Below are 24,656 nucleotides of genomic sequence, written 5' to 3'. Positions count from 1 at the left end.
AGGCTCAGCGAGGTACTTTACCAGGTGCCGGGCCGGTGCGGGGCCGGTGTGGCGCCCGTCATCCGCGGGCGGGGTCCGGCGTCGTCGGATCGTCGTCGTCCCCGGCCATGACGGGGTCGACCGGGATGGGGTCCTGGCCCGGCTCGATCTCCGGGACGACGGTGAAGGTGTCGTTGTCGTACTCGTCGTCCTCGGCGCGACGCGCCGCCTCCTCCGGCGGCAGCACCCGCCGCCAGCGCAGCGCGCGGATGGGTGGCGCCTCCCCCGCGTCCTCCTTGAGGGCGGCGAGGATCGTGTAGATCATCACGTACCCGATGATGAAGAACGGCAGGCCGACGACGATGATCACCTGCTGGAGCGCCGCGAGCCCGCCCTCGCCGGTGGCCGCGAGCATGGTCGCGGCGACGGCACCCATGGCGATCGTCCAGAACACCCGCTGGCGGCCGGGTGCCTCCTCCTCGTAGCCGTTGCTGATCGAGTCGATGACGAGGCCGGCGGAGTCGACCGACGTCGTGAAGAAGATGACGACGAGGACGACGGCGAGGATCTGCGTCGCCGTGGTCCACGGGAAGTGCTCGAGGAAGACGAACAGGGCCGTCGCGACGTCGCCCTGCTCGACCACCGGGCCGACGAGCTCACCCGGCGTCTCCTGCTCGATCCCGAAGGACGCCCAGCCGAAGACGCCGAACCACACGATGCTGAAGAGCACGGGCGCGGCGAGCACACCGCTGACGAACTGGCGGATGGTGCGGCCCTTGGAGATCTTCGCGATGAAGATGCCGGTGAAGGGGGACCACGAGATCGTCCACGCCCAGTAGAAGACCGTCCACTGGTTCTGCCAGCCCGAGCCGTTCGCGGTGTCGTTCCAGAAGGCGAGCTGCGGCAGCGCGGAGGCGTAGATCCCCACCGACTCGATCGTGCCCTTGACGAGGAAGAGCGTGGGACCGGTGGCGACGACGAAGCACAGCAGGCCCACGGCGAGGACGATGTTGAAGTTGGACAGGCGCTTGATGCCCTTCTCCAGCCCCACGCTCACCGAGACGACGGCGATCGCGGAGACCGCGACGATGATGAGCACCTGGACGAGCCGGCTCTCGCCCAGCCCCCACAGCGAGTTGAGGCCGCTGTTGATCTGCAGGGTGCCCAGACCCACCGAGACCCCGACGCCGAAGATCGTGCCGACGACGGCGACGACGTCGATGGCCGCGCCCACGGGGCCGTGGATCTTCTCCCCGAGGAGCGGCTGGAAGATCGAGCTCACCCGAGGGGGCAGGTTGCGCCGGTACATGAAGTAGGCGAAGCCCAGCGCCGGGAGGGCGAAGATCGCCCACGTGTGCAGCCCGAAGTGGTACAGCGTGAAGGCGATGGCCTCGCGTGCAGCCGCCTGCGTCTGGCCCGCGACGTCCTGCATCGGCGGGTTGGCGTAGTGGTTGATCGGCTCCGCCACGCCCCAGAACATGAGGATCGAGCCGATGCCGGCCGCGAAGAGCATGGCGAACCAGGCGACACCGGAGTGCTCGGGCTTCGTGTCGCCCAACCGCACCCGCCCGAAGCGGCTCGCCGCGAGGTAGACGAGGAAGAGCAGGAAGACCGTGACCCCCAGGATGTAGAACCACCCGAGGTTCGACATGATCCATCCCGACGCACCGGCGAAGGCCGCGTCCACCTGGTCGGTGAACAGGATCGTGCCGACGACGAAGAGGATCGCGATCAGTGCCGCTGGGAAGAAGATCCGGGGACTGGTGCGCAGTCCGAGCGCGTCGTGCATCCGGTCGAGCGGCTTCATGGTGGGGAGAGCTCCTCCGTGGGGAACCGGAATGGTCGCCCCGACGTTAACCGGGGGCCCGGGGGACCGCCTCCCGGGCAGCGTGGGAGGCTGGTGCCATGAGTGCGACCAACGACGCGATGAACCAGATCGTCGTCAACGTCGTGCGCCTCGCGCGCCGGCCGGGGTACCTCCTCCTCGTCGGCGCCGCGGTGCCCGTCGGTGTCTTCCTCCTGTTCGGCGTGCTCCTCGGCCTGGACGCCGTGTCGTGGACCGGGTGGGTCCCCTTCGCCCTCGCGGTCGTGCTCGCCGTCCCGGTCGCCGTCCTCGCCGTCCGCCGGGAGCGGCTGCAGCGCGCGACGGCGGACATCGGGGACGGTCCGGTGACGACGGCGGGTGGCGTCGTCGTCGTGACGGGCGAGCCGACCCAGGCGGCCCTCGAGGAGGAGCTCGCCACGCTCACCGACGCGATGGACGAGGGACGGGTCCGCACCGCCCGGTGGTTCCCGCGGGTCGAGGCCACCCAGCGCGCCCTGCTGCGCGCGGCGGGCGGCCCCGTCCGGGCGCCCTACCTGCGGGACGACCTGCGCGTCACGCTCGTCGCCTTCCTCGGCACGGTCGCCGCGATCCCGCTCGGCGTCCTCGGCTCCTTCATGAGCGCCTTCGCCCTGCTGCTGACCTGAGCGACGCCGAGCGGGTGGGACGGCTACGGCTGCGGCTCGGCGCGCAGCTCGTCGGCGATCTCCTCCTCGGGCCGCGGCGGGACCGTCTCGTCCTCCTCGAGCACCACGGGGTCCTCGAAGTGGGCGGACGGCGCGTTGACGGTGGGCTCGTCGGGCAGGTTGGACATCGGTGATTCCTCTCCTCGGTGGACAGGCCCTGCCGGAGGCGCCGGTTGCCGCCGCCTCGTGGGACCATGGGTGGCAGTGTGTCCTCGCGGAACCGGTTCCGCGCGTCGTCGTCGCTTTGAAGGAACGTGAGTGTCCCCGATCCCCAGCCCTGCGCTGACCGCAGCGATCGCCCCTGCGGCGACCGCGCCCGAGCTGCTGCGCAACTTCTGCATCATCGCGCACATCGACCACGGCAAGTCGACGCTGGCCGACCGCATGCTCCAGCTCACCGGGGTCGTCGAGGACCGCGCGATGCGCGCCCAGTACCTCGACCGGATGGACATCGAGCGGGAGCGCGGCATCACGATCAAGTCCCAGGCCGTGCGCATGCCGTGGCAGGTCGGGGAGGCCGCCTACGCGCTCAACATGATCGACACGCCCGGCCACGTCGACTTCACCTACGAGGTCTCCCGCTCGCTCGCCGCCTGCGAGGGGGCGCTGCTCCTCGTCGACGCCGCGCAGGGCATCGAGGCACAGACCCTCGCCAACCTCTACCTGGCGATGGAGAACGACCTCACGATCATCCCGGTCCTCAACAAGATCGACCTGCCCGGCGCGCAGCCGGAGCGCTACGCCGAGGAGCTGGCGAACCTCATCGGCGGTGAGCCGGAGGACTGCCTGGCGGTCTCGGGCAAGACCGGCGTCGGCGTCCCCGAGCTCCTCGACCGCATCGTCCGCGACATCCCGGCCCCGGTCGGGGACCCGGACGCCCCGGCCCGGGCGATGATCTTCGACTCGGTCTACGACACCTACCGCGGCGTCGTCACCTACGTGCGCGTCGTCGACGGCGCGATCAAGCCCCGCGAGAAGCTCACGATGATGTCGACCGGCACGAGCGTCGACCTCCTCGAGATCGGCGTCAGCTCCCCGGAGCCCAAGCCCACCAAGGGCCTGGGCGTCGGCGAGGTCGGCTACCTCATCACCGGCGTCAAGGACGTGCGCCAGTCCCGGGTCGGTGACACGGTGACCAACGCGGCGCGACCCGCCGAGGAGGCGGTGGGCGAGTACCGCGACCCGCAGCCGATGGTCTACTCCGGGCTGTTCCCGGTGGACGGCTCGGACTACCCGGTGCTGCGCGACGCCCTGGACAAGCTCAAGCTCAACGACGCGGCCCTGGCCTACGAGCCCGAGACCTCCGTCGCGCTCGGCTTCGGCTTCCGCTGCGGCTACCTCGGCCTGCTCCACCTGGAGATCGTGCGCGAGCGCCTCGAGCGCGAGTTCGACCTCGACCTCATCTCCACCGCGCCCAACGTCGTCTACAACGTCGTCACCGAGGACGGCACGCGCACCCAGGTGACCAACCCGAGCGAGTACCCCGACGGGAAGATCTCCGAGGTCTACGAGCCGGTCGTGCGCGCGACCATCATCACGCCGTCGGAGTTCATCGGCGCCGTCATGGAGCTGTGCCAGCAGCGGCGCGGCACCCAGGACGGCATGGACTACCTCTCCCCGGAGCGGGTGGAGATGCGCTACCACCTGCCGCTGGCCGAGATCGTCTTCGACTTCTTCGACCAGCTCAAGTCCCGCACCCGCGGCTACGCGTCCTTCGACTACGAGGCCGACGGCGAGCAGGTCGCCGACCTCGTCAAGGTCGACATCCTCCTCCACGGGGAGAAGGTCGACGCCTTCAGCTCGATCGTCCACCGCGACAAGGCCTACCCCTACGGCGTCGAGATGGCCGGCAAGCTGCGCGAGATCATCCCCCGCCAGCAGTTCGAGGTGCCGATCCAGGCGGCGATCGGGGCCCGGATCATCGCCCGCGAGACCATCCGCGCGCTGCGCAAGGACATGCTCGCCAAGTGCTACGGCGGTGACATCTCCCGCAAGCGCAAGCTCCTGGAGAAGCAGAAGGAGGGCAAGAAGCGGATGAAGAACATCGGCCGGGTCGAGGTTCCGCCGGAGGCCTTCATCGCCGCCCTGTCCTCCGACACCCCGACGGGCAAGGACTCCAAGGGCAAGAAGTGAGTCCCGCCCTGCCCGCGGGCGAGCCCGTCCCTGCGGACGGGGCACTGCCCGCGTCCGCCGCCGTCGGCTCGGCCGACCGTGACCTCGGCGTCTACCTCCACGTGCCGTTCTGCCGGGTGCGCTGCGGGTACTGCGACTTCAACACCTACACCGCCACGGAGCTCGGGGGCGGTGCGAGCCAGGCCGCCTACGCCGACACCGCCCGCCGGGAGATCGACCTCGCGGCCGGGGTGCTCTCGCGGGCCGGTGTCGCCCAGCGTGCGGTGTCCACCGTGTTCGTCGGGGGCGGCACGCCCACGCTGCTCCCGGCCGCTGACCTCGCCGCGATGCTCGCCCACGTGCGGGCGACGTGGGGCCTGGCCGCCGGCGCCGAGGTGACGACGGAGGCCAACCCGGACTCGGTGACGCCGGGCTCCCTCGAGCAGCTCGCCGCCGCCGGCTTCACCCGCGTCTCCTTCGGGATGCAGTCCGCCGTCCCCCACGTCCTGGCCACCCTCGACCGCACGCACGACCCCGCGCGCCTGCCCGACGTCGTCCGCTGGGCGCGCGACGCCGGGCTCGACGTCTCCGTCGACCTCATCTACGGCACCCCGGGGGAGTCGGCCGCGGACTGGCGGACCAGCCTGGAGACCGCCGTCGCCCTCGAGCCGGACCACGTGTCCGCGTACGCGCTCGGGATCGAGCCGGGCACGAAGATGGGGGCGCAGGTCCGCCGCGGGGAGCTGCCCATGCCCGACGACGACGACGCCGCCCTCAAGTACGAGGCCGCCGACGACGTCCTCACCTCGGCCGGACTGTCCTGGTACGAGGTGTCGAACTTCGCGACCGCGCCGGAGCACGCCTGCCGGCACAACCTCAACTACTGGCGTGGTGCGGACTGGTGGGGGGTCGGGCCCGGGGCGCACAGCCACGTCGGCGGGGTGCGCTGGTGGAACGTCAAGCACCCGCGCGCCTACGCCCACCGCCTGGAGCAGGGGCTGAGCCCCGGTGCGGGGCACGAGGTCCTCGACGACGCCGCCCGTGAGCTCGAGCGGGTGCTGCTCGGCGTGCGGCTGGCCGAGGGGCTGGAGCTCGCGCCGGGGACGGGACGCGTGCCCGGACGTCACCGCGAGGCCGTGGCCCGGCTCATCGCCGAGGGGCTCGTCGACATGCCGGCCGCCCGGGCCGGCCGGATCCTGCTCACCCGCCACGGGCGGCTGCTCGCCGACACCGTCGTGCGCGCGCTCACCGACTGAGCCGCTCCGGCCGGGAGCGGTGCCGCCGCGTCAGCGCGAGCCGCCGCCCCACGCGAGCGTGCCGTCGACGAGGCTCACCGCCTGGGCCGGGCCCTCGGCCTGGATCTCGATGACGGCGTCGTGCGCGGTGTGCTCGACCGGCACCGACACGACGACGGTGGCGGTCCGCGGAGCGTCCTCCTCGTCGGTGTCGAAGAGCACGGCGGCGTCGTGCCCCTCGAGCTTGACCACCCCCGTGGTGCCCGGCCCCGAGTCACCGGTCGGGCGGGTCTCGTACGTGGCGACGAGGAACACCCGGCCATCGGCGGCGCGGACCTCGTCCGCCCCGACGTCCCCGGGCGCGAAGTCCGCGTGCAGCGACGACGCGATGTCTGCGTAGAGGTCGGCGGGGATGGAGGGGAGCAGGCTGGCCGAGGTGACCTCCACCTCGAGGCTCGCGCTCCGCGCCCCGGTCCCGTCGCCCTGCTCGACCGGCGTCAGGTCGAGCGCGCCGGCGTCCGTCGTGGCGACGAACCTGTCCGGCGCCGCGGGGAGTGAGGGATCGGCCGCGTCCACGGTGCGGGTCTCGGCGGCCGGGCCCGGGGAGACGTCCGCGCCGTCGTCGTCGGAGCCACACGCAGCGAGGAGCAGAGTGGTGGCGAGCGCGGCGGTGAGCAGGTGGCGGCGGGGCATGGGTCCTCCGGGGCGGTGTGCTGGGTCACACCCAGGGTAGAGGGGCGTCGCGGGTGCGCGGGACGGACGTCCACGAGACACACGCGCTTGGACCGGCCCCGGCCCGGACTCATCCGGGCGGCGCCGAGGACACGAGAGCCCTCGGTCGCGTGGTGGCGGTCAGCGGAGCGGTCCCCGCGGTCGGCCGGCGGTGGCGGACACGGGCGCCACTGCTGACCGTCTGGACGACCCCGTCGCACGCGTCGAGGACGCACAGCGCCGCCGCTGCCGGCAACCGCGCCGGCTCAGCTGCCCGCGAGCCCGTCCCACGCCGGCCCGTACCCGAGGCGCGCCTGCTCGGCCGCGACGACGCGCGTGGCGAGCTCGGCCTCGGTGACGTCGACGGCGCCGAGGGCCGCCTGCGCCAGGCTCGACTCCCCGGCGAAGGCGTCGAAGACCTCGCGCTTGCCGGCGAGCAGCTCCTCGATGCGCTCGTCGACGCTGTCCTCGGTGAGCAGCCGGTGCACCTGCACCGGCCGCTGCTGGCCCATCCGGTGCACCCGTCCGACCGCCTGGTCCTCCACGGCCGGGACGAGCTGCGGCTCGGTGATGACGACGACGCTCGCGGCCTGGACGTTGAGCCCCACCCCGCCCGCGGCGACCTGGCTCACGAGGACCGAGCCCGCCGGCCCCGCGGCGAAGGCGTCGACGATCTCCTGCCGCTCGGCCGCGGGCACCGACCCCGTGATCGGGCCGAAGGCGTGCACCCCGGGCAGCCGCTCCACCTGCTCGGCCACCCGGGCGACGACGTCGAGGAAGTAGGAGAAGACGGCGACGCGCTGCCCGCCGTCCTGCGCCTCCGCGACGATCTCGAGCAGCCGCTCGAGCTTCGCGGAGTCGGCGGGGTCGGGAACCGTGAGGTCCGCCCGGCGCATCGCCATGAGGTTGCCCGCGGCGACGGCGTCCCGGTACCGCCGCTCCGCGACCGGCGTCATGGTCTCCCACTCGTCGACGACCACCCGCGGCGGCAGCTCGACGAGCACGTCGTCGAGGGTGCGACGCAGATAGACCGGGGCGAGGTGCCGTCGGAAGGTGTCGGCGCCGGCGAGGCCGAGGTGCGGCGGGAGGGAGGCGACGAGCTCGGGCTGCAGCATGCGGGCCAGCGAGCGGAGCTCCTCGACCCTGTTGAGCAGCGCGGTGCCGGTGAGGAGGAGCGCCCGTGGGGTCCGCTGGGCCCAGGCGGCGACCTGCCGGGTGCGCTGGGCCTGGGGGTTCTTCACGTAGTGGGCCTCGTCGACGACGAGCAGGGCGGGCACCGGGGATGGCGACAAGTCGGCTGTCGGCGACAAGTCGGCTGTCGGCGACAGGTCGGCTGTCGGCGGGAGGGTGGCTGTCGGCGGGAGGGTGGGGGCGGGGGCGCCGGGGAGGGGGATCGCCGGGAGGGTGGCGAAGGTCGTCACCGCGACGCCGCCGTCGCGGTGCCAGGCGGCCAGGGCCTCCTCGCGGCCGGGGCCGTGGACGCGGTGGACGCGCAGCTCGCTGTGGAGCGCGACCTCCCGGCACCAGTTGACGACGACGCTCGCCGGGCATACGACGAGCGCCCGGTCCTCGCCCGTCGCCGCGAGGTGGGCCATGACGGCGATGGCCTGGACGGTCTTGCCCAGACCCATCTCGTCCCCGATGAGCGCACGGCCCTGGTTGAGCGCGAACCTCGCCCCGAACGCCTGGTAGCCGCGCAGCCGCGCCCGCAGGAGCGACTCGTCGAGCGGGAGGGCGTCGATCCGCTCGACGAGCTCGGCGGGGAGGGTGCCCTGGGCCGCGGCGCCGCCCAGCCCGGGCACGAGCTCGTCGAGCAGCGCGTAGTAGCGGGCGGTGTGGGTCTCGAGGTGCTCCCACACGGTGAGCGGGCCGGGCTCGGCGAGGAGCGCGGTGAGCTCGCGCACCGTCGCGGGCAGGCCGGTCGCGGTGAGCCACGGCTCCCACCGGGCGAGCGCCTCCAGCGCCTCCCGGGCGCGGTCGCGCGTGCTCGGCCGGCGCAGGAGCAGCCCGAGCCGGCTGCGTGCCGGGGCCGCCCGGTGCACCTGTCCCGCGACGGTCGAGGCGAAGTCGGCCAGCTCGTCGCGGTGTGCCTCCAGCGGGCCCGACAGGCGGTCCAGCCGGTACAGCAGGGACGCGAGCCCCAGCCCGAGCGGCCCGTCGCTGCGTGGCTCGATCCGCACCGGCACGCCCGCCCGGAAGGTCCCGGCCAGCCGCTGCGCCGCGGCGGCCGCCGCCCGCGCGGTGTGCGGGCCGACCCCGTCCAGGGCCTCCAGCCGCTCCGCGCCCGCGTCCAGGACGTCTCGCACCGTCCGCACCCCGGCGTCCTCCAGGGCCTGCAGCCGCAGGTTGCGCTCGGTCGTCTCCCGCAGCCGGGCCACCTCGATCCCGCCGAGCTCGCCGCGCACCCGCTCGTCCCGGTATGCGTCGACGCGCGCGACGACACCGTCCCGCAGCGCCGCCTCCGCGCGCAGCACCGCGGCGGCGGCCTCCACCAGCTCGGCCCGCTCCGCGAGGAGCTCACGGGCGTCGGCGCCGGGCCGCACCGCCGTCGTCGTCATCCCTGCTCGGGGACCTCGGTGACGAAGTCGATGAGCTCCTCCATCCGCCCGAGCAGGGCGGGGGAGAGGTCCCTGTAGCTGCGGACGGTGCCGAGGATGCGCTTCCAGCCGCGCGCGACGTCGGCCTGGTCGGCGTGCGGCCAGCCGAGCGCGGCGAGCGTGCCGACCTTGATGTCGGTCCCGCGCGGCACGTCCGGCCACGCCTCGATCCCCACCCGCTCGGGGCGCACGGCCTGCCACACGTCGACGTAGGGGTGGCCGAGCACCTTGACGTGACGGGCGGAGCGCCCGAGCGTGCCGAGCGCCTCCTGCACGAGCCGCGTCTCCTTGGACCCCGCCACGAGGTGGTCGACGAGCACCCCGGCGCGGCGCGTGGGTCCGGGCGCGAAGTCGGCGAGCACCTCGGCGAGGTTGTCCACGCCCTCGAGCAGCTGGACGACGACGCCCTCCACCCGCAGGTCGTCACCCCACACCCGCTCGACGAGCTCGGCGTCGTGCCGCCCCTCGACCCAGATCCGCGAGGCGCGGGCGACCCGTGCGCGGCTCGTGTCGACGGCGATCGAGCCCGACGCCGTGAGCCGCCGCCCCCCGGCCGTCACCGGACCGCGGGGTGCTGCCCGTCGCGCGGGCGGGACGAGGTGCACCGGCTTGCCGTCCACCCAGAAGCCCGAGCCCAGCGGGAAGGTGCGCGTGCGCCCGGCCCGGTCCTCGAGGACGACGACGTGCATCCCGCCGGACTTCTCCACGGCGGTCACCGCCCCGACCCAGCCGGTCTCGACGTCCTCGACGACGAGGCCGAGCTCGGCGGGCTCGTCGCGGACCGTGGGACGGTGGGCGTAGGAGCCGGTGCGGTGGGGGTCGGAGGACAGGACGTCCGAGCCGTAGCGATCCTTCACCCCCGCAGGGTAGGCGCGCGGTGGGGGAGGTCACGAGACACCCGGGGGCGTGGCGCGTAGAATTAGCACTCCGGGCCGGCGAGTGCTGACCGCCGGCCCTCGCCGAGCCGGCCACGAGCGCCGTGAGGAGGGACCCCGTTGGCTGACCGTCGACTCGATGTGCTCAGAGCCATCGTCGAGGACTACGTCCACACGCGTGAACCGGTGGGCTCCAAGGCACTGGTCGAGCGTCACTCGCTCGGGGTCTCACCGGCGACCATCCGCAACGACATGGCCGTCCTGGAGGAGAGCGGGTACATCCACCAGCCGCACACCTCCGCCGGGCGCGTGCCCACCGACAAGGGGTACCGGCTCTTCGTCGACCAGCTGTCCACCTTCAAGCCGCTGTCGCAGGCCGAGCGGGGCGCCATCCAGCACCTGCTCGAGGGCGCGGTCGACCTCGACGACGTCGTCGAGCGCACCGTGCGCCTGCTCGCCCAGCTCACCCACCAGGTCGCCGTCGTCCAGTACCCCTCGCTGCGCAACTCCGCGCTGCGGCACGTCGAGCTCGTCCCGCTCTCCGAGCACCGGCTCCTCGTCGTCATCATCACCGACGCCGGCCGCGTGGAGCAGCGTGCGCTCGAGGTCGACACCCCGCTCGACCTCGGCGTCGTCGCCGAGCTCCGCGCGCGCATCAACGCCGGCAGCATCGGGCGGCGTGCGGCCGACATCGGCTCCGCGCTCGAGCACACCTCGAACCGCTTCGCCCCCGAGCACCGCCCGCTCGTCGCCCGCGTCGTCGAGGCGCTGACCGAGACGCTGCGGATGGACGCCGAGGAGCGCATCGTCATGGCGGGGACCGCGAACCTCGCCCGCTCCGACGTCGACTTCTCCCGCACCATCGGGCCCGTCCTCGAGGCGCTCGAGGAGCAGGTGGTGCTCCTGCGGCTGCTCCACGAGATGGCCGAGGACGACGCCGTCGCCGTGAGCATCGGCGAGGAGAACCGGCACGAGTCGCTGTCCGAGGCATCGATCGTGGCGACCGCCTACGGTGGGGGGAGCAGCGAGGGAGTGGCCCGCCTCGGTGTGCTGGGCCCCACACGCATGGACTACCCCTCGGCCATGACCTCCGTGCGGGCCGTGGCCCGTTACCTGTCGCGGATCCTCGCCGGCTGACCGGCACCCGACACCGCCCGCAGAACCCCCACAGGAAGTGACCTGGTGAACGACTACTACGAGATCCTCGGCGTGCCGCGTACCGCGACGCAGGAGGAGATCAAGCGTGCCTACCGCAAGCTGGCGCGCAAGCTCCACCCGGACGTCGCCGGGCCGGAGGCGGAGGACCAGTTCAAGGAGGTCGGGCGCGCCTACGAGGTCCTCTCCAACCCCGAGAAGCGGCAGATGTACGACCTCGGCGGGGAGTCGGCGCTCGGCGGCAACGGCGGGGGCGGGGCCGGCTTCGGGTTCTCCGACATCTTCGAGACCTTCTTCGGCGCGGCCAGCGGCGCCGGCCGCGGCCCCGCGCCGCGCGGCCGACGCGGCCAGGACGCCCTCATCCGCCTCGAGGTCGAGCTGCGGGACGCCGTCTTCGGCGTCGAGGAGGAGGTCCAGGTCGACACCGCCGTCCTGTGCGGCACCTGCAACGGCACGTGCACCCGCCCGGGCACCAGCGTCCAGACCTGCGCCGTGTGCCACGGCCGCGGCTCGGTCCAGCGGGTGGCGCGCTCCTTCCTCGGCAACGTCATGACGACCTCGCCCTGCTCCGCCTGCGGCGGCCACGGCACCACCATCCCCGACCCCTGTCCCGAGTGCTCCGGCCAGGGACGCGTGCGCAACCGCCGCACGATCCCCGTCTCGGTGCCTGCGGGCGTCGACACGGGCAACCGGATCAAGCTGACCGGCAGCGGCGAGGTCGGTCCCGGCGGTGGCCCGGCCGGCGACCTCTACGTCGAGCTCAAGGTGCGCAACCACCCCGTCTTCGCGCGGCGCGGCGACGACCTCTACGCCCGCGTCGAGATCCCCATGACGGCTGCCGCCCTCGGCACCGTCCTCCACCTCGAGACCTTCGACGGCCACGAGGAGATCGACATCGCCCCCGGCACCCAGCCGGAGGAGGTCATCACGCTCGAGGGCCTCGGCGTGGGCCGCCTCAACGGGCCCGGGCGCGGCGACCTCAAGGTGCAGGTCGACGTCGAGGTCCCCACCGCGCTGGACGACCGCCAGCGCGAGCTGCTGCTCCAGCTCGCCACGCTGCGCGGTGAGGAGCGGGCCGAGCCCCGCCTCACCCCCGCCTCCAGCGGCGTCTTCTCCCGCCTGCGGGACCGCTTCTCCGGCCGCTGATGAGCGCGCCCGTCTTCCTCGGCGCGCCCGCCGACCTCGCGGCCGCCCAGGCCGGGGCGGTGCTCACCGTCCGCGGCCCCGAGGCGCGTCACGCCGTCACGGTCCGTCGCGTGCGCGCCGGTGAGGTCGTCGACGTCGTCGACGGCGAGGGCACCCGCGCCCGCGGCGAGGTCGCCTCCGCCGCGGGGGAGGAGCTCGCCGTCCGGGTCACAGAGGTCACCCGCGAGCCCGCGCCCGCGGTGCGGCTCGTCCTCGTCCAGGCCCTGGCCAAGGGCGGGCGCGACGAGCAGGCCGTGGAGACCGCCACCGAGGTGGGGATCGACGCCGTCGTGCCGTGGCAGAGCGAGCGCTGCGTGTCCGTGTGGGCCGGGAAGAAGGCCGCCAAGGGCCGCGAGCGGTGGCAGGCCGTCGCGCTCGCCGCGACCAAGCAGTCCCGCCGGGCCAGGGTGCCGGAGGTCGAGGAGCTCGTCGTCGGCAAGCAGCTGCTCGCCCGGGTCGCGTCCGTCGTCGACGCCGGGGGCGCCGTCGTCGTCCTCCACGAGGAGGCGACCGTGCCCCTCGCTGCCGCCGCGCTGCCGGAGGCGGGCGAGGTGCTCCTCGTCGTCGGCCCCGAGGGGGGCCTCAGCGCGCGCGAGGTGCGCGACCTGTCCGAGCGGGGCGCCGTCGTCGTCCGCCTCGGCCCCCACGTCATGCGCACCTCGACCGCCGGCCCGGTCGCCGCCGCCCTGCTGGCCGACCGCCTGGCCCGCTGGTCCTGACCCCCACTTTCGCAGTTGGTGACCTGACTGACGGTTATGGCTGCTGAGCAGTCGCCCAACTCACCAACTGCGAAGTTCGGGGGGAGCTGGAAGCGGGGACGGGTGCGAACCGGGAAGTTTCCGCTCGACCTCGCCGTTATGCTCGTGTGTACGTCTTCAGCCCAGCCAGGAGGAACCGGGGCCGCGCCCCTGCCCATGCCACACAGTGACGACGCGTCCAGGCCGGACGCGATGCTCCAGCACCAGATCACGATCCCCGACGACGTGCCCATGGTCTTCCTCCTCGGCCAGCGTGACGAGGTCCTCCGGGCCGTCGAGTCGGGCTTCCAGGCGGTCGACATCCACGTCCGCGGCAACATCGTCTCCTTCTCCGGCCCGGCCGGTGACGTCGCGCTCGCCGAGCGCCTCGTCGACGAGCTCGCCGAGGTCGCCCGCAGCGGCCAGGCGCTGACCGCCGACGCCGTCGAGCGCGCCGTCCGGATGCTCACCGCGCCCACCGCCGAGCGTCCCGCCGACGTCCTCACCTTCGACATCCTCTCCAGCCGCGGTCGCACCATCCGGCCGAAGACGCTGGGCCAGAAGTCGTACGTCGACGCGATCGACGAGCACACCATCACCTTCGGCGTGGGCCCGGCCGGCACCGGCAAGACCTACCTCGCCATGGCCAAGGCCGTGCACGCCCTGCAGTCCAAGCGCGTCAACCGCATCGTCCTCACCCGCCCGGCCGTCGAGGCGGGGGAGCGGCTGGGCTACCTGCCGGGCACGCTCAACGACAAGATCGACCCCTACCTGCGGCCGTTGTACGACGCCCTGCACGACATGCTCGACCCCGAGTCGATCCCCAAGCTCATGGCCGCGGGGACCATCGAGGTCGCGCCGCTCGCCTACATGCGCGGCCGCACGCTCAACGACGCCTTCATCATCCTCGACGAGGCCCAGAACACCTCGCCCGAGCAGATGAAGATGTTCCTCACCCGGCTCGGTTTCAACTCGCGCGTCGTCGTCACCGGTGACGTCACGCAGGTCGACCTGCCCAGCGGCACGTCCTCCGGGCTGCGCGTCGTGGAGGGCATCCTCGACGGCATCGAGGACGTCGCGTTCTGCCGCCTCACCTCGGCGGACGTCGTCCGCCACCGTCTGGTCTCGGAGATCATCGACGCCTACGAGCGCTGGGACGCCGGGCCGAGCGGCAGCAACCGCGCGCAGCGACGGACCGGCGCGCGCCGGGAGGGACGGGCATGAGCACCGAGGTCGCCAACGAGTCCGGCTACGAGGTCGACGAGCAGGAGTTCGCCGCCCTCGCCCGCTACGTCCTCGAGCAGATGCATGTCCACCCCCAGGCCGAGCTGTCGATCATGTTCGTCACCAGCGACGTCATGACCGAGCTCCACGTCAAGTGGATGGACGAGCCGGGCCCCACCGACGTCCTGTCCTTCCCCATGGACGAGCTGCGCCCCGGCCAGCCGGGCGAGGAGCCCACCGAGGGCATGCTCGGGGACATCGTGCTGTGCCCCGAGGTCGCCGCCGCGCAGGCCAAGGCCGCCGGCCACAGCACCGCCGAGGAGCTCCTCCTCCTCACCACGCACGGCATCCTCCACCTCCTCGGCTACGACCACGCCGAGCCCGAGGAGGAGAAGGAGATGTTCGCGCTGCAGCGCAAGCTGCTGCTCACCTTCCTCGCCGAGCGCTGACATGGACGGACTGCTCTCCGACATCCCCGAGTGGTGGTTGCTCGTCCTCGCGCTCGTCGCCCTCGTCCTCACCGCCGTGCTCGTCGCGGCCGAGGCGGCGCTGCGGCGCATCGGGCGCACCGCTCTCAGCGAGCTGCACGTCGCCGGCCGGCCCCGCGCCGACCGTGTCGAGCAGCTCGCCGACGCGCGCGAGGCCGCGCTGCCCGCCCTGGCCCTGGCACGTGTCCTCGCGGAGATGACGACGGCGGTCGCCATCACGCTCGTCGTCGCCGACCTCGTGCCCGAGTGGTGGCAGGTGCTGCTCGCCGCCGTCGTCGTCACGGCCCTGCTCGTGGCCATCGTCGCCGGCTCCGGCCCGCGGCGCCTGGGCACCCGCCAGCCCGGCCGGGTGCTCCACGCCCTCCTGCCGCTCGTCGGTGTCGTCCTCGCCGTCACCCGCCCCGCCGTCGTCGTCGCCCGGGCGCTCACGCCCAAGCCGAGACTCACCGAGGCGGAGGCCCGCGAGGAGGCCGCCGAGGACCTGCGCGACATGGTCGACCGCGTGAGCCAGTCCGAGCAGCTCGCCGACGAGGAGCGCACGATGCTCCAGTCGATGTTCGAGCTCGGCAGCACTCTCGTGCGCGAGGTCATGGTGCCGCGGCCGGACATGGTGACGATGGACGCCGGCCGCCCGCTCACCAAGGCCCTCGCCCTGTTCGTGCGCTCCGGCTTCTCCCGCGTGCCGGTCGTGGGGGAGTCCGTCGACGACGTGTGCGGGATCCTCTACCTCAAGGACGTCCTGCGCCGCACGCACATGCGGCCCGACGCCGGGTCCGACCTCGTCGAGTCCGTGGTCCGCGAGGCCGTCTTCGTGCCCGAGACGATCCTCGTCGACGACCTCCTGCGCGACATGCAGGCGAAGAACTTCCACATCGCGATGGTCGTCGACGAGTACGGCGGCATCGCCGGGCTCGTCACCATCGAGGACCTGCTCGAGGAGCTCGTCGGTGAGCTCACCGACGAGCACGACCGCGCCGAGCCCGTCGTCGAGGAGCTCGACGACGGCCTCGTGCGCGTCCCCGCCCGGCTGCCCGTCGACGAGCTCGGTGAGCTCTTCGGCCTCGAGCTCGACGACGACGACGTCGACTCCGCGGGCGGCCTGCTCGCCAAGGCGCTGGGCAAGGTCCCGATCCCCGGGGCCGAGGTCGAGGTCGCCGGCCTGCACCTGCAGGCCGAGCGCGCCGGCGGACGACGCCGCCAGATCGCCACCATCCTGGCCCGGGCCGTCGAGGCGCCCGAGCCTGACGAGGAGAACGAGAGCTCATGACGTACTCGTGGCCCGAGGGCTACCGGGCGGGGTTCGCCTCGATGGTCGGACGCCCCAACGCGGGCAAGTCGACGCTGACAAACGCGCTGGTCGGGCAGAAGGTGGCGATCACCTCCGGCCGACCGCAGACCACGCGGCACGCCGTCCGCGGCATCGTGCACCGGGAGGACGGCCAGCTCGTGCTCGTCGACACCCCGGGCCTGCACCGGCCGCGCACCCTGCTGGGGGAGCGGCTCAACGACCTCGTGCGCGACACGATGAGCGAGGTCGACGTCGTCGTCTTCTGCCTGCCCGCCGACGAGAAGATCGGCCCGGGTGACAAGTTCATCGCCCGCGAGCTCGCCGAGCTGCGCACGCCCGTCGTCGCCGTCGCGACGAAGAGCGACACGGTGAACCGCGAGCGGCTCGCCGAGCACCTCCTCGAGATCGACGCGCTCGGCGACTGGGCCGAGATCGTGCCGGTGTCGGCGAGGAAGGGCGAGCAGGTCGACGTCCTCGCCGACGTCCTGCTCGCGCAGATGCCCGAGTCGCCGCCGCTGTACCCCGAGGGGGAGCTCACCGACGAGCCGGAGGTCGTGATGATCGCCGAGCTCGTGCGCGAGGCCGCCCTCGAGGGCGTGCGCGACGAGCTGCCGCACTCGCTGGCCGTCGTGGTCGAGGAGATCGTCGAGCGTGAGGGCCGCAAGGACCTCCTCGACGTGCGCGTCAACCTCTACGTCGAGCGGGACTCGCAGAAGGCGATCATCATCGGCCGGGCCGGCTCGCGCCTGCGCGAGGTCGGCACCCGTAGCCGCCGCGGCATCGAGATGCTCCTCGGCACCCGGGTGTACCTCGACCTCCACGTCAAGGTGGCCAAGGACTGGCAGCGCGACCCCAAGCTCCTCGGCCGCCTCGGCTTCTGACCCGCACCCCCTCGTCTCGCGAGTACGCACTTACGGTCATGGCCGTCGTCGCAAAACGGCGTCAGACTGGCCGTATGTGCGTACTCGCGTTCAGGAGTGGGGGCGGAGGGCGGTGCCGTACAGGAGCTCCGGTACGGGGGTCAGCTCTGCGCGCACCTCGCGCGGGAGTGCCGAGAGCATGCGTGCGAAGGTGCGGTCCGGGTCGAACACGTCGCGCTTGCTGAACCGCCGGAGTGTGTTGTCCGGGTTCTCGCGGATGAGGTTCTCGCGGTGCTTCTCCGCCAGGACTGCGGCCACTGCTCCGTCGAGCGAGTCCACCAGGCCGTCGCCCGGCACGTACTTGACCTCGCCGTCGTACTCGAGGAGGACGACGTAGACGACGGTCGAGCCGTCAGCGCGCCGCAGGGTCCATCTCCATCCGAGGTCGACGTAGAAGGTCCCCTCACGGGTGTGCACCGGCATCTGCACCTCGGGTGCGGGCAGGCCACGGGAGACGGCGACCCATCGGAGCACCGATTCCATCGGCGACTCGGCGTACGGGTCGGCAGCGGCGATGACGGCACGCGCTTGCCGTCGGCCTCGCGGTGGTCCCGTGTCCACCATCTGCCGGAGGCAGCGCCGCAGCTCGGCGACGCGCGCAACCTCCGCCTCCTTGGTCCGTCGATCGGCGTGGAGGACCGCGCGCATGCCGCTGTCTGCGACGGCGAGCGCGTCTCGTGGGCGCATGGTGCGGGCACAGTCCGCGATCGTGCGTTCGAGCGTCGTGACGCGTCGTCCGTCGAGGGTGGTCACGTCGTTGTGCGCGAGCCTCGCGTGACTACGCCAGAGGGAGCTCTTGGCGTGCAGGTTCGGCCGGGTGCTCTGGCTGACTTCCGGGCGCTCCGGAACGGTCAGCACCCACAGCCCGTGGAGGAGAGCTGCGGAGGCGTGGCTGAAGGCGGCGTCGTTGCTCAGCTTGCTCTGTGTCGAGGCGATCATGGCCAGGGCGTGGCCCTCTGCCTCCTCCCAGTGCTTGCCCACCGGCAGTGGTGGCACCAGTGCGCCGCGGCGCACGCTGACCGATTCCCCGGACCGGAGTGCTGCTCGCGCCGCACGTCTGCCGACCACCGAGGTGAGGGAAGCGGTCGGAACGCCGCGAGGTTCGATGATGAGGCCCATGAGCAGATCGTCCGCGCGGCCGCACCGGCGAGCGGCGGCGGTGCCGCGGTCCGGTGGGTACCGGTGTCGCGACCCGCACATCTGCAGCACCCCGCCTCCACGCGAGTACGCACATATGGGCGAGTTTCAGGTCTTCCGAGGCCACCCCGCTGACCGTATGTGCGTATTCGGCGGAGAGGGGGAAGAGGAGGGGGGAGGGCGGGGTGGGGTGGGGGTGCGACTACCCTGGCTCGGTGAGGTCGTGGAGAGTCGCCGTGACGGTCGTCGCGGTCCTGCTGTTCGGGCTCATCGGCACCGTCGCCGGCCCGGGATGGCACCCCCAGCCGCTCCAGCAGACGCTCGTCGTCCAGACGCCCGACGTCGCGATCGGCGGTGACGTCGCCACCGACCCGGTCGGCACCTACGAGACCCGGACGGAGACCTTCACCGTCGAGCTCGACGGCGCCACGGTCCGGGCGACGGTCCACGAGCCCCTCGGTGCGCCCGGCCTGCGCCCCGGCCTCGTGTTCATGCACGGCGCCGGTACCGCCACGCACGACAACTTCTGGCAGATCACCGAGGCGCTGGCCAGCGCGGGCGTCGTCTCCCTGGTGCCGGACAAGCGGATGGACACCTACAGCGCCCGCTTCCGGGACTACCCGGCGATGGCCGAGGACTACATGCACAGCTTCCGCGAGCTCGCGGCCCGGCCGGGCGTCGACCCCGGCCGGGTGGGCTTCTACGCCGAGAGCGAGGGCGCCTTCATCGCCCCGGTCGCCGCCGCGGAGAACCCCGAGGTGGCTCACGTCGTCCTCGTCTCCGCGCCCGTCGTCCCGGCGCGGGAGCAGTTCGCCCTCGCGACCGACACCTACCTGCGCAACCTCGGCGCCCCCGAGCAGCTGCTGCGCGCCGTGCCCCGCCTCCTCGGCAGCGAGATCCCCGGCGGCGGCTTCGTCTACGCCGACTTCGACGTCAGCCCCTACCAGCAGCGCATGGGCCAGCCCGTCCTCATGGTCTACGGCACCGAGGACGTGTCGATGCCCGTCGTGCAGGCGCCCTCCAAGGTCATCGAGGACCTCGCCGAGGCGGGCAACGACGGGTACACCGTGCGCTACTTCGCGGGCGCCAACCACGGCATCCGGATGGACGACGAGCTCGCCCCCGGCTTCCCGGAGGTGCTGGCGCGGTGGGTGCAGGGCCTGCCCGAGACCGCCGACGCCCAGCCGCGCATCGCCGGCGGCCAGCCCGAGCAGCGCTTCCGTGCCGAGCCGGTCGACAGTCCCCGCTGGTACGCCTCGGGCGACATGATCGTCCTCACGCTCGTGGGTCCGCTCGCGCTCCTCGCGCTCGGGCCGGTGCTCTGGGTGCTCACCCGGCTCGTGCGCCGCCCCAGCGAGCGTCTGCCCTCCCCGCTCGCCCGGACCACCGGGGCGCTCGCCATGGGGGTGCTCGCCGTGTGGACCCTCTTCCTCTCCTACCTGCTCGTCGTCGCCGACCTCGCGCTCAACTACGAGACCAACCCCTTCGCCGTCCAGGGCGGCTGGCTGGGGGTGCAGGCCGTCGCCATCGGGACGACGGCGGTGGGCGTCTGGTCGGCCACCACCTGGCTGCGCGTGCGGCGCAGCGGGGTGCGGACCGGGACGGTCGGGACGATCACGCTCGTGGGGGTCCACCTCGGGGCGCTCGTCCTGCTCCTCGCCGCCGGCTACTGGGGCGTCTTCCCCACGGTCTGGTGACCGCGGGGCCGTCCGCGCTCCCGTAGGATCCCCCTCGGAACAGCGAGAGGAAGCGGATGCAGATCCACTGGGGCGTGGCCACCGACGCGGGTGGTCGACGCCAGGCGAACGAGGACTCCGTGCTCGCGCAGCCTCCGGTCTTCGCGGTCGCGGACGGCATGGGCGGGCACGCGCGCGGCGACATGGCCAGCCGGACGGTGGTCACCGAGCTCGAGGGCCTCGCCCGCTCGGACCGGCCGCTGCGCCCTGAGGACGTCTCCGCCGCGATCGCCCGCGCCGGCGAGCGGATCCGCGAGGCGATGGCAGGGGAGGACGCCGTGGCCGGCACGACCGTGGCCGGGGCGATCCTCACCGAGGAGGACGGCCAGCCCTTCTGGCTCGTCTTCAACGTCGGCGACTCGCGCATCTACCGCTGGACCACCCAGGAGCTCGAGCAGGTGAGCGTGGACCACTCCCTCGTCCAGGAGATGGTCGACGCCGGCACGATCAGCCGCGCCGAGGCCCGCCGCCACCCGCAGCGCAACGTCATCACCCGAGCGGTCGGCACCGGTGCCGTGCCCGACATCGACTTCTGGATGCTCCGCGCCGGAGGCCCCGACCGTCTCGTCCTGTGCAGCGACGGCCTGTTCGGCGAGCTCGACGACGGCGAGATCGCCGAGGTCGTCGCCGCGGCCGCCCACCCCCACGAGGCCGCCGCCACCCTCCTCGACCGTGCCGTCCAGGGCGGGGGCGCGAACGACAACGTCTCCGTCGTCGTCGTCGCGGCCGGAGGGGACGACGACGTCGACAGCACCGAGCGGCGGGCGAGCGAGGACCACGGGTCGACGCTCCCGCGCGCCGAGTCAGGAGCCGGCCGATGACGGCGCACGAGTACCTGCCGGGGGGCTGGACGGCCCTCGTCACGGACGGCGCCCTCGCGCTCCTCCACCCCGGCGTGGCCGACGACGTCGCGCGCGAGCTGTGGCAGCTGACGACGACGGGGCGGCGCCTGGGCGCCTGGGTCGAGTACCTCGCCGCGCGGGGCATCGCCACCCTCCCGTCCTTCGCCATGGTCGAGACGCACCCCGACGGCCTGCGCGTCCTCGTCCGCGGCGACGTCGACGTCGACATCGCCGGCCACGTCGTCTCCGCCCGTGGCTACGCGACCTGGCGCGAGGAGGTCGTGCCCGCGGCCAGCGACGTCACGATCCGTGCCGCGGCCGACGACGGCGGGTGGCTGCCCCTCAGTGGCGGCATCGTCCGCGCCGCCGCCGTGCGGCTCGCCGTGGGCCAGGAGGTGCCCGCCGCGCCGCTCGAGGAGGAGGACGACGACGTCGAGCTCACCGTCGCCCGCATGCCCGCCCTCGCGGCAGCGGTCGGCGTCTCCGCGCCCACGCCGGCCGAGGCGGAGGACGCGCCGCAGCCCAGCGACGTCGCCCCGCCGGCGCCGCAGCCGGCCGAGTCTCCGAGCGCGGTCTCGGGCGCGGCCACCGACGCGTCCGAGGATGTCGCGGTGCCGGGCGCGCCGGGCGCCGGAGCGGGACCCAGCACGCCCGGCACGGCGGCGGCGATGCCCGCCTGGCTCTCCGGTGGCACGACGCCCGTCCAGCAGCCGGCAGCCCCCCTCGCCGAGACGGCGGCCACCCCGGAGCAGCCCCCCGCGGAGCCGGCACCCGGCGCGGGGGACGGCGGCGCCGCGGCCGTCGCCGAGGAGGAGCCCGAGGACTCCGACGACTACGACTTCCTCCTGTGGTCCACCGAGCAGGTGCAGGCCCGGGAGACGACCCCGGTCCCCGAGCCCGAGCCGGGGCCCGAGGCCGCGGAGCAGGGTGCTCCCGAGCCGGCCGCTCCCGAGCTGCCCGCACCCGAGCCGGCGGACGACGGCGGCCACGCCGACCTCGAGGCCACCCGCGAGCCGGAGCCCGAGGAGCACACCGGCACGACCGGCGGCATCATCGACTCCGTCCCGGGCCGCCTGCGCCCTGCCGGCCCGCCGCCCGTCCCGGCCGCGCTGCCCACCCCGCCGGCCGCCCCGGCCGGCGCGCCCGTCGACCTGCCGCCCCCGCCGGACGACGGCGACCACGACGGCGAGACCATCCTCGCCTCGGACCTTCCCGTCACGGACGTCGAGGTCGCCGTCGAGCCGGTCGAGCGTCCCGCGCCCCTGCTCGAGCTCGTCCTGTCCACCGGGCCGCGCATCGAGATGGACCGCCCGGTGCTCCTCGGCCGCGCGCCCGAGGCGGCGCGCTTCGCCGGCACCGAGGTGCCGCGCCTGGTGAGCGTGTCCAACCCCGAGCGCGACATCTCCTCCACGCACGCCGAGGTCCGGCCGGCCGGCGGGCACGTCGTCGTCACCGACCTCAACTCGACCAACGGCACGGTCGTCCACCGCCCCGACCAGCCCTCCGTCCGGCTCCAGCCCGGCACGGGCGTGCCGGTGGGGGAGGGCGCCGTCATCGAGCTCGGCACCGGCGTCACGGTGACCGTCGAGCGGCCCGAGGGCGCGCAGTGAGCCCACGGCGCCAGCCCGCGCCGGCGCCGGAGCTGCCGGGCTACGCCGTCGAGCGGCTGCTCGGCTCCGGCGGCTTCGCCGACGTCTACCTGTACTCCCAGCGCATGCCGCAGCGGCAGGTGGCGATCAAGGTCCTCACCCACGAGGCCACGCAGGGGCAGTCCCGGGAGCAGTTCGGCGCCGAGGCCAACCTCATGGCCCAGCTGTCCACGCACTCCTCGATCGTCACGATCTACCACGCGGACACGGCCGCCGACGGGCGCCCCTACCTCGTCATGCAGTACTGCCCGCTGCCCAACCTCGCCGAGCGCGTCAAGGTGCGCCCCCTCGGCGTCCCCGAGGTGCTCGGCATCGGGGTGCGGCTGGCCGGCGCCGTCGAGACCGCCCACCGCGCGGGCATCGTCCACCGCGACATCAAGCCCGCGAACATCCTCACCACCGAGTACGGGCGCCCCGCGCTCACCGACTTCGGCATCGCCGGGCTCACCGGCGCCGACGAGTCCGGCGGCGTGTCGATCCCGTGGGCGCCGCCCGAGGCCGTCGAGGGCCAGTCCGCCGGGGTGGCCGGCGACGTCTACTCCCTCGCCGCCACGCTCTACACCCTCCTCGCCGGCCGCTCGCCCTTCGCCCGGCCCGGCGGCCCGAACTCGCGCCTCGACTTCACCATGCGGATCAAGCGCGACGCGGTGCCACCGATCGGCCGCACCGACGTCCCCGCCTCCCTCGAGCAGCTCCTCGCGCGCGCCATGGCCAAGTCGCCGGCGGCCCGGCCGGCGACCGCGCTCGAGCTCGCCCGCGCGCTCCAGGTGGTCGAGCAGGAGCTGCGCCTGGCGATGACCGACATCGAGGTGCCCGACACCTCGTGGCTCTCGCCCGCCGCCCCCAGCCCCGACGACGGCTCCGACGAGGGCCGCACGGTCGTGCGCGCCGTCACCGAGGTCGACCCCACCGGCGCGCCGCCACCCCCGCAGCCCGCGGACGACGAGCCGCACACCGTGCTGCGCCCCGTCCGCGACGCCTGGGAGCCCGAGGACCTCACCGAGAGCACCCGCAGCCGCCGCGCCGTCGCCACCGACGACGGCGACGCCGCCCCCGAGCGCCGTCGCCCCGCGCGCCGGTGGGTGGTCGCGGGAGCGGCCGCCGCCGTCGTCGTCGCGGGCGGGATCGCCGTGGCCGGCCAGCTGCGCGGGGAGGAGGAGCCGGAGCCGACGCCGACGTCGACGATCGGGACCGTCGTCATCCCCGACGTCGTCCCCGGCCCCGTCGACCTGCGCGGCGAGCGGGTCGACGACAACCGGGTCGAGTTCACCTGGGCGGCGCCCGACGTGCCCGGGGACCTGACCTACTCGTGGGTGCGCACCGACGGGAACAAGGTCGGGGAGAGCCAGCCGGTGGACGAGCCGCCGCTGGCGCTGGAGGCCGGCGGACGCGTGTGCGTCGAGGTCCGCACGATCACCGAGCAGGGCATGGTCTCGGCCGAACCGGCCGAGGCGTGCGTCGAGTGAGGGAGACGATGAGCGAGGACAGCACGCTGCAGCTGGAGTTCTGCGGGGAGTGGTTCCCCATCGCCCGCGACGAGCCGTTCTACATCGGGCGCGAGGGCGTCCTCGAGATCGACGACAACCCCTACCTCCACCGGCGCTTCCTGCGCATCGCCTTCGTCGAGGACCTGTGGTGGATCGAGAACGTCGGTGCGCGGCTCTCCGCGACCCTGGCCGACAGCGAGGGGAACACCCAGGCGTGGCTCGCCCCCGGCGCCCGCCTCCCGCTCGTCTACGCCGGCACGACGATCCTCTTCACCGCGGGACCGACGACGTACGAGATCAACCTCGTCAACCCCGACCCGACCTTCGCCCCGGCCAAGGCCGAGCCGGTGCACGTGGGGGACACGACGATCGGGCCGGTGGCCCTCACCGAGTCCCAGCACCTCCTCGTCCTCGCGCTGGCCGAGCCCGTGCTCTCGGGCCGGGGGAGCGCGGCGATCCCCACCTCAGCCCAGGCCGCCGAGCGGCTGGGCTGGGCGCTGACGAAGTTCAACCGCAAGCTCGACAACGTCTGCGACAAGCTCGACCGCAACGGTGTGCGGGGGCTGCGCGGCGGCCCCCAGCAGCTGGCGGTCAACCGGCGGGCGCGGCTCGTCGAGCACGCCGTCGCCTCCCGCATCGTCAGCCCCGACCAGCTGCTCGGGCTGGACGAGGAGAAGGCCCGCAACGCCTCCTCCTGAGGGTGGGCAGTTCTCCCCATCCCTCGGGAGGACCTTCGTCCCCTGCCTTTGCTAGTCTCCGGAGCGGCGCCGGGGGTCCGGTGAGGTCGTCGG

General features: G+C 73.6%; 21 protein-coding genes. 15 read left to right on the top strand and 6 right to left on the bottom strand.

Annotated elements, in window-relative coordinates:
• Positions 1-58 precede the first annotated feature (58 nt).
• Complete coding sequence (locus GD632_RS14150; protein WP_193311493.1) at positions 59-1,786, bottom strand: BCCT family transporter; 1,728 nt, start codon at positions 1,784-1,786, stop codon at positions 59-61.
• Positions 1,787-1,884: 98 nt separating this feature from the next.
• Here GD632_RS14150 and GD632_RS14145 point away from each other — a divergent pair, with 98 nt between their 5' ends.
• A complete protein-coding gene (locus GD632_RS14145) occupies positions 1,885-2,448 on the top strand; it encodes a hypothetical protein (protein WP_152192863.1) in 564 nt (187 codons plus the stop codon).
• A gap of 23 nt (positions 2,449-2,471) precedes the next feature.
• Here GD632_RS14145 and GD632_RS16065 read toward each other — a convergent pair whose 3' ends face one another.
• The gene (locus GD632_RS16065; protein WP_193311497.1) at positions 2,472-2,615 is read right to left on the bottom strand and encodes a hypothetical protein; all 144 of its coding nucleotides are present in this window, start codon (positions 2,613-2,615) and stop codon (positions 2,472-2,474) included.
• A gap of 130 nt (positions 2,616-2,745) precedes the next feature.
• Between GD632_RS16065 and lepA the strand changes: the two genes are divergently transcribed.
• Both lepA and hemW read left to right on the top strand, forming a co-directional pair.
• On the top strand, positions 2,746-4,620 hold the full coding sequence (gene lepA / locus GD632_RS14140) for a translation elongation factor 4 (protein WP_152192862.1): 1,875 nt from the start codon (positions 2,746-2,748) through the stop codon (positions 4,618-4,620).
• A complete protein-coding gene (gene hemW / locus GD632_RS14135; RefSeq protein WP_152192861.1) occupies positions 4,617-5,855 on the top strand; it encodes a radical SAM family heme chaperone HemW in 1,239 nt (412 codons plus the stop codon). Before lepA ends, hemW begins: the two co-directional genes overlap by 4 nt.
• 30 nt (positions 5,856-5,885) lie before the next feature.
• Here hemW and GD632_RS14130 read toward each other — a convergent pair whose 3' ends face one another.
• The 3 genes from GD632_RS14130 to GD632_RS14120 all read right to left on the bottom strand — a co-directional run bounded on the left by GD632_RS14130 (position 5,886) and on the right by GD632_RS14120 (position 9,999).
• Positions 5,886-6,527, bottom strand: a complete 642-nt coding sequence (locus GD632_RS14130) for a hypothetical protein (protein WP_152192860.1) — start codon at positions 6,525-6,527, stop codon at positions 5,886-5,888.
• A gap of 284 nt (positions 6,528-6,811) precedes the next feature.
• Entirely contained in the window at positions 6,812-9,103 is a 2,292-nt protein-coding gene (locus tag GD632_RS14125) for a DEAD/DEAH box helicase (RefSeq protein ID WP_152192859.1), read from the bottom strand.
• Positions 9,100-9,999, bottom strand: coding sequence for a DUF3097 domain-containing protein (locus GD632_RS14120; RefSeq protein WP_152192858.1), 900 nt, complete (start codon positions 9,997-9,999; stop codon positions 9,100-9,102). The genes GD632_RS14125 and GD632_RS14120 overlap by 4 nt, the downstream gene beginning before the upstream one ends.
• 138 nt (positions 10,000-10,137) lie before the next feature.
• Between GD632_RS14120 and hrcA the strand changes: the two genes are divergently transcribed.
• The 7 genes from hrcA (at position 10,138) to era (ending at position 16,975) form a co-directional block, all read left to right on the top strand.
• Positions 10,138-11,154, top strand: coding sequence for a heat-inducible transcriptional repressor HrcA (gene hrcA, locus GD632_RS14115; protein WP_152192857.1), 1,017 nt, complete (start codon positions 10,138-10,140; stop codon positions 11,152-11,154).
• 45 nt (positions 11,155-11,199) lie between these two features.
• Entirely contained in the window at positions 11,200-12,318 is a 1,119-nt protein-coding gene (dnaJ, locus tag GD632_RS14110; protein WP_152192856.1) for a molecular chaperone DnaJ, read from the top strand.
• The gene (locus GD632_RS14105; RefSeq protein WP_152192855.1) at positions 12,318-13,076 is read left to right on the top strand and encodes a 16S rRNA (uracil(1498)-N(3))-methyltransferase; all 759 of its coding nucleotides are present in this window, start codon (positions 12,318-12,320) and stop codon (positions 13,074-13,076) included. The genes dnaJ and GD632_RS14105 overlap by 1 nt, the downstream gene beginning before the upstream one ends.
• 195 nt (positions 13,077-13,271) lie before the next feature.
• Entirely contained in the window at positions 13,272-14,318 is a 1,047-nt protein-coding gene (locus GD632_RS14100; protein WP_152192854.1) for a PhoH family protein, read from the top strand.
• Positions 14,315-14,767 (top strand): rRNA maturation RNase YbeY, encoded by a 453-nt coding sequence (gene ybeY / locus GD632_RS14095; RefSeq protein ID WP_152192853.1) that lies wholly within the window; start codon positions 14,315-14,317, stop codon positions 14,765-14,767. Before GD632_RS14100 ends, ybeY begins: the two co-directional genes overlap by 4 nt.
• Before the next feature lies 1 nt (position 14,768).
• Positions 14,769-16,073 carry a hemolysin family protein gene (locus GD632_RS14090; RefSeq protein ID WP_152192852.1) on the top strand — a complete coding sequence of 435 codons (1,305 nt, stop codon included), beginning with the start codon at positions 14,769-14,771 and terminating at the stop codon, positions 16,071-16,073.
• The gene (era, locus tag GD632_RS14085) at positions 16,070-16,975 is read left to right on the top strand and encodes a GTPase Era (protein WP_152192851.1); all 906 of its coding nucleotides are present in this window, start codon (positions 16,070-16,072) and stop codon (positions 16,973-16,975) included. Before GD632_RS14090 ends, era begins: the two co-directional genes overlap by 4 nt.
• Positions 16,976-17,065: 90 nt before the next feature.
• Here the strand turns inward: era and GD632_RS14080 are convergent, their stop codons facing one another.
• A complete protein-coding gene (locus tag GD632_RS14080) occupies positions 17,066-18,010 on the bottom strand; it encodes a hypothetical protein (protein WP_152192850.1) in 945 nt (314 codons plus the stop codon).
• Positions 18,011-18,366: 356 nt separating this feature from the next.
• Between GD632_RS14080 and GD632_RS14075 the strand changes: the two genes are divergently transcribed.
• From GD632_RS14075 to GD632_RS14055, 5 genes are read left to right on the top strand one after another with little or no spacing between them, the layout of a single operon-like run.
• Positions 18,367-19,848 (top strand): alpha/beta hydrolase family protein, encoded by a 1,482-nt coding sequence (locus GD632_RS14075; RefSeq protein ID WP_226924885.1) that lies wholly within the window; start codon positions 18,367-18,369, stop codon positions 19,846-19,848.
• Positions 19,849-19,904: 56 nt separating this feature from the next.
• The gene (locus GD632_RS14070; protein ID WP_152192849.1) at positions 19,905-20,708 is read left to right on the top strand and encodes a PP2C family protein-serine/threonine phosphatase; all 804 of its coding nucleotides are present in this window, start codon (positions 19,905-19,907) and stop codon (positions 20,706-20,708) included.
• Complete coding sequence (locus tag GD632_RS14065; RefSeq protein ID WP_152192848.1) at positions 20,705-22,339, top strand: FHA domain-containing protein; 1,635 nt, start codon at positions 20,705-20,707, stop codon at positions 22,337-22,339. The genes GD632_RS14070 and GD632_RS14065 overlap by 4 nt, the downstream gene beginning before the upstream one ends.
• Positions 22,336-23,844, top strand: coding sequence for a serine/threonine-protein kinase (locus GD632_RS16425; RefSeq protein ID WP_152192847.1), 1,509 nt, complete (start codon positions 22,336-22,338; stop codon positions 23,842-23,844). The genes GD632_RS14065 and GD632_RS16425 overlap by 4 nt, the downstream gene beginning before the upstream one ends.
• A gap of 8 nt (positions 23,845-23,852) precedes the next feature.
• Positions 23,853-24,563 (top strand): hypothetical protein, encoded by a 711-nt coding sequence (locus GD632_RS14055; RefSeq protein WP_152192846.1) that lies wholly within the window; start codon positions 23,853-23,855, stop codon positions 24,561-24,563.
• Positions 24,564-24,656: the final 93 nt, after the last annotated feature.

The organism is Georgenia satyanarayanai, assembly GCF_009193135.1.
GTDB classification, from domain to species: domain Bacteria; phylum Actinomycetota; class Actinomycetes; order Actinomycetales; family Actinomycetaceae; genus Oceanitalea; species Oceanitalea satyanarayanai.
The sequence above is the reverse complement of the archived record's forward strand: the minus strand, read 5'-3'. Positions and strand labels throughout refer to the sequence as shown.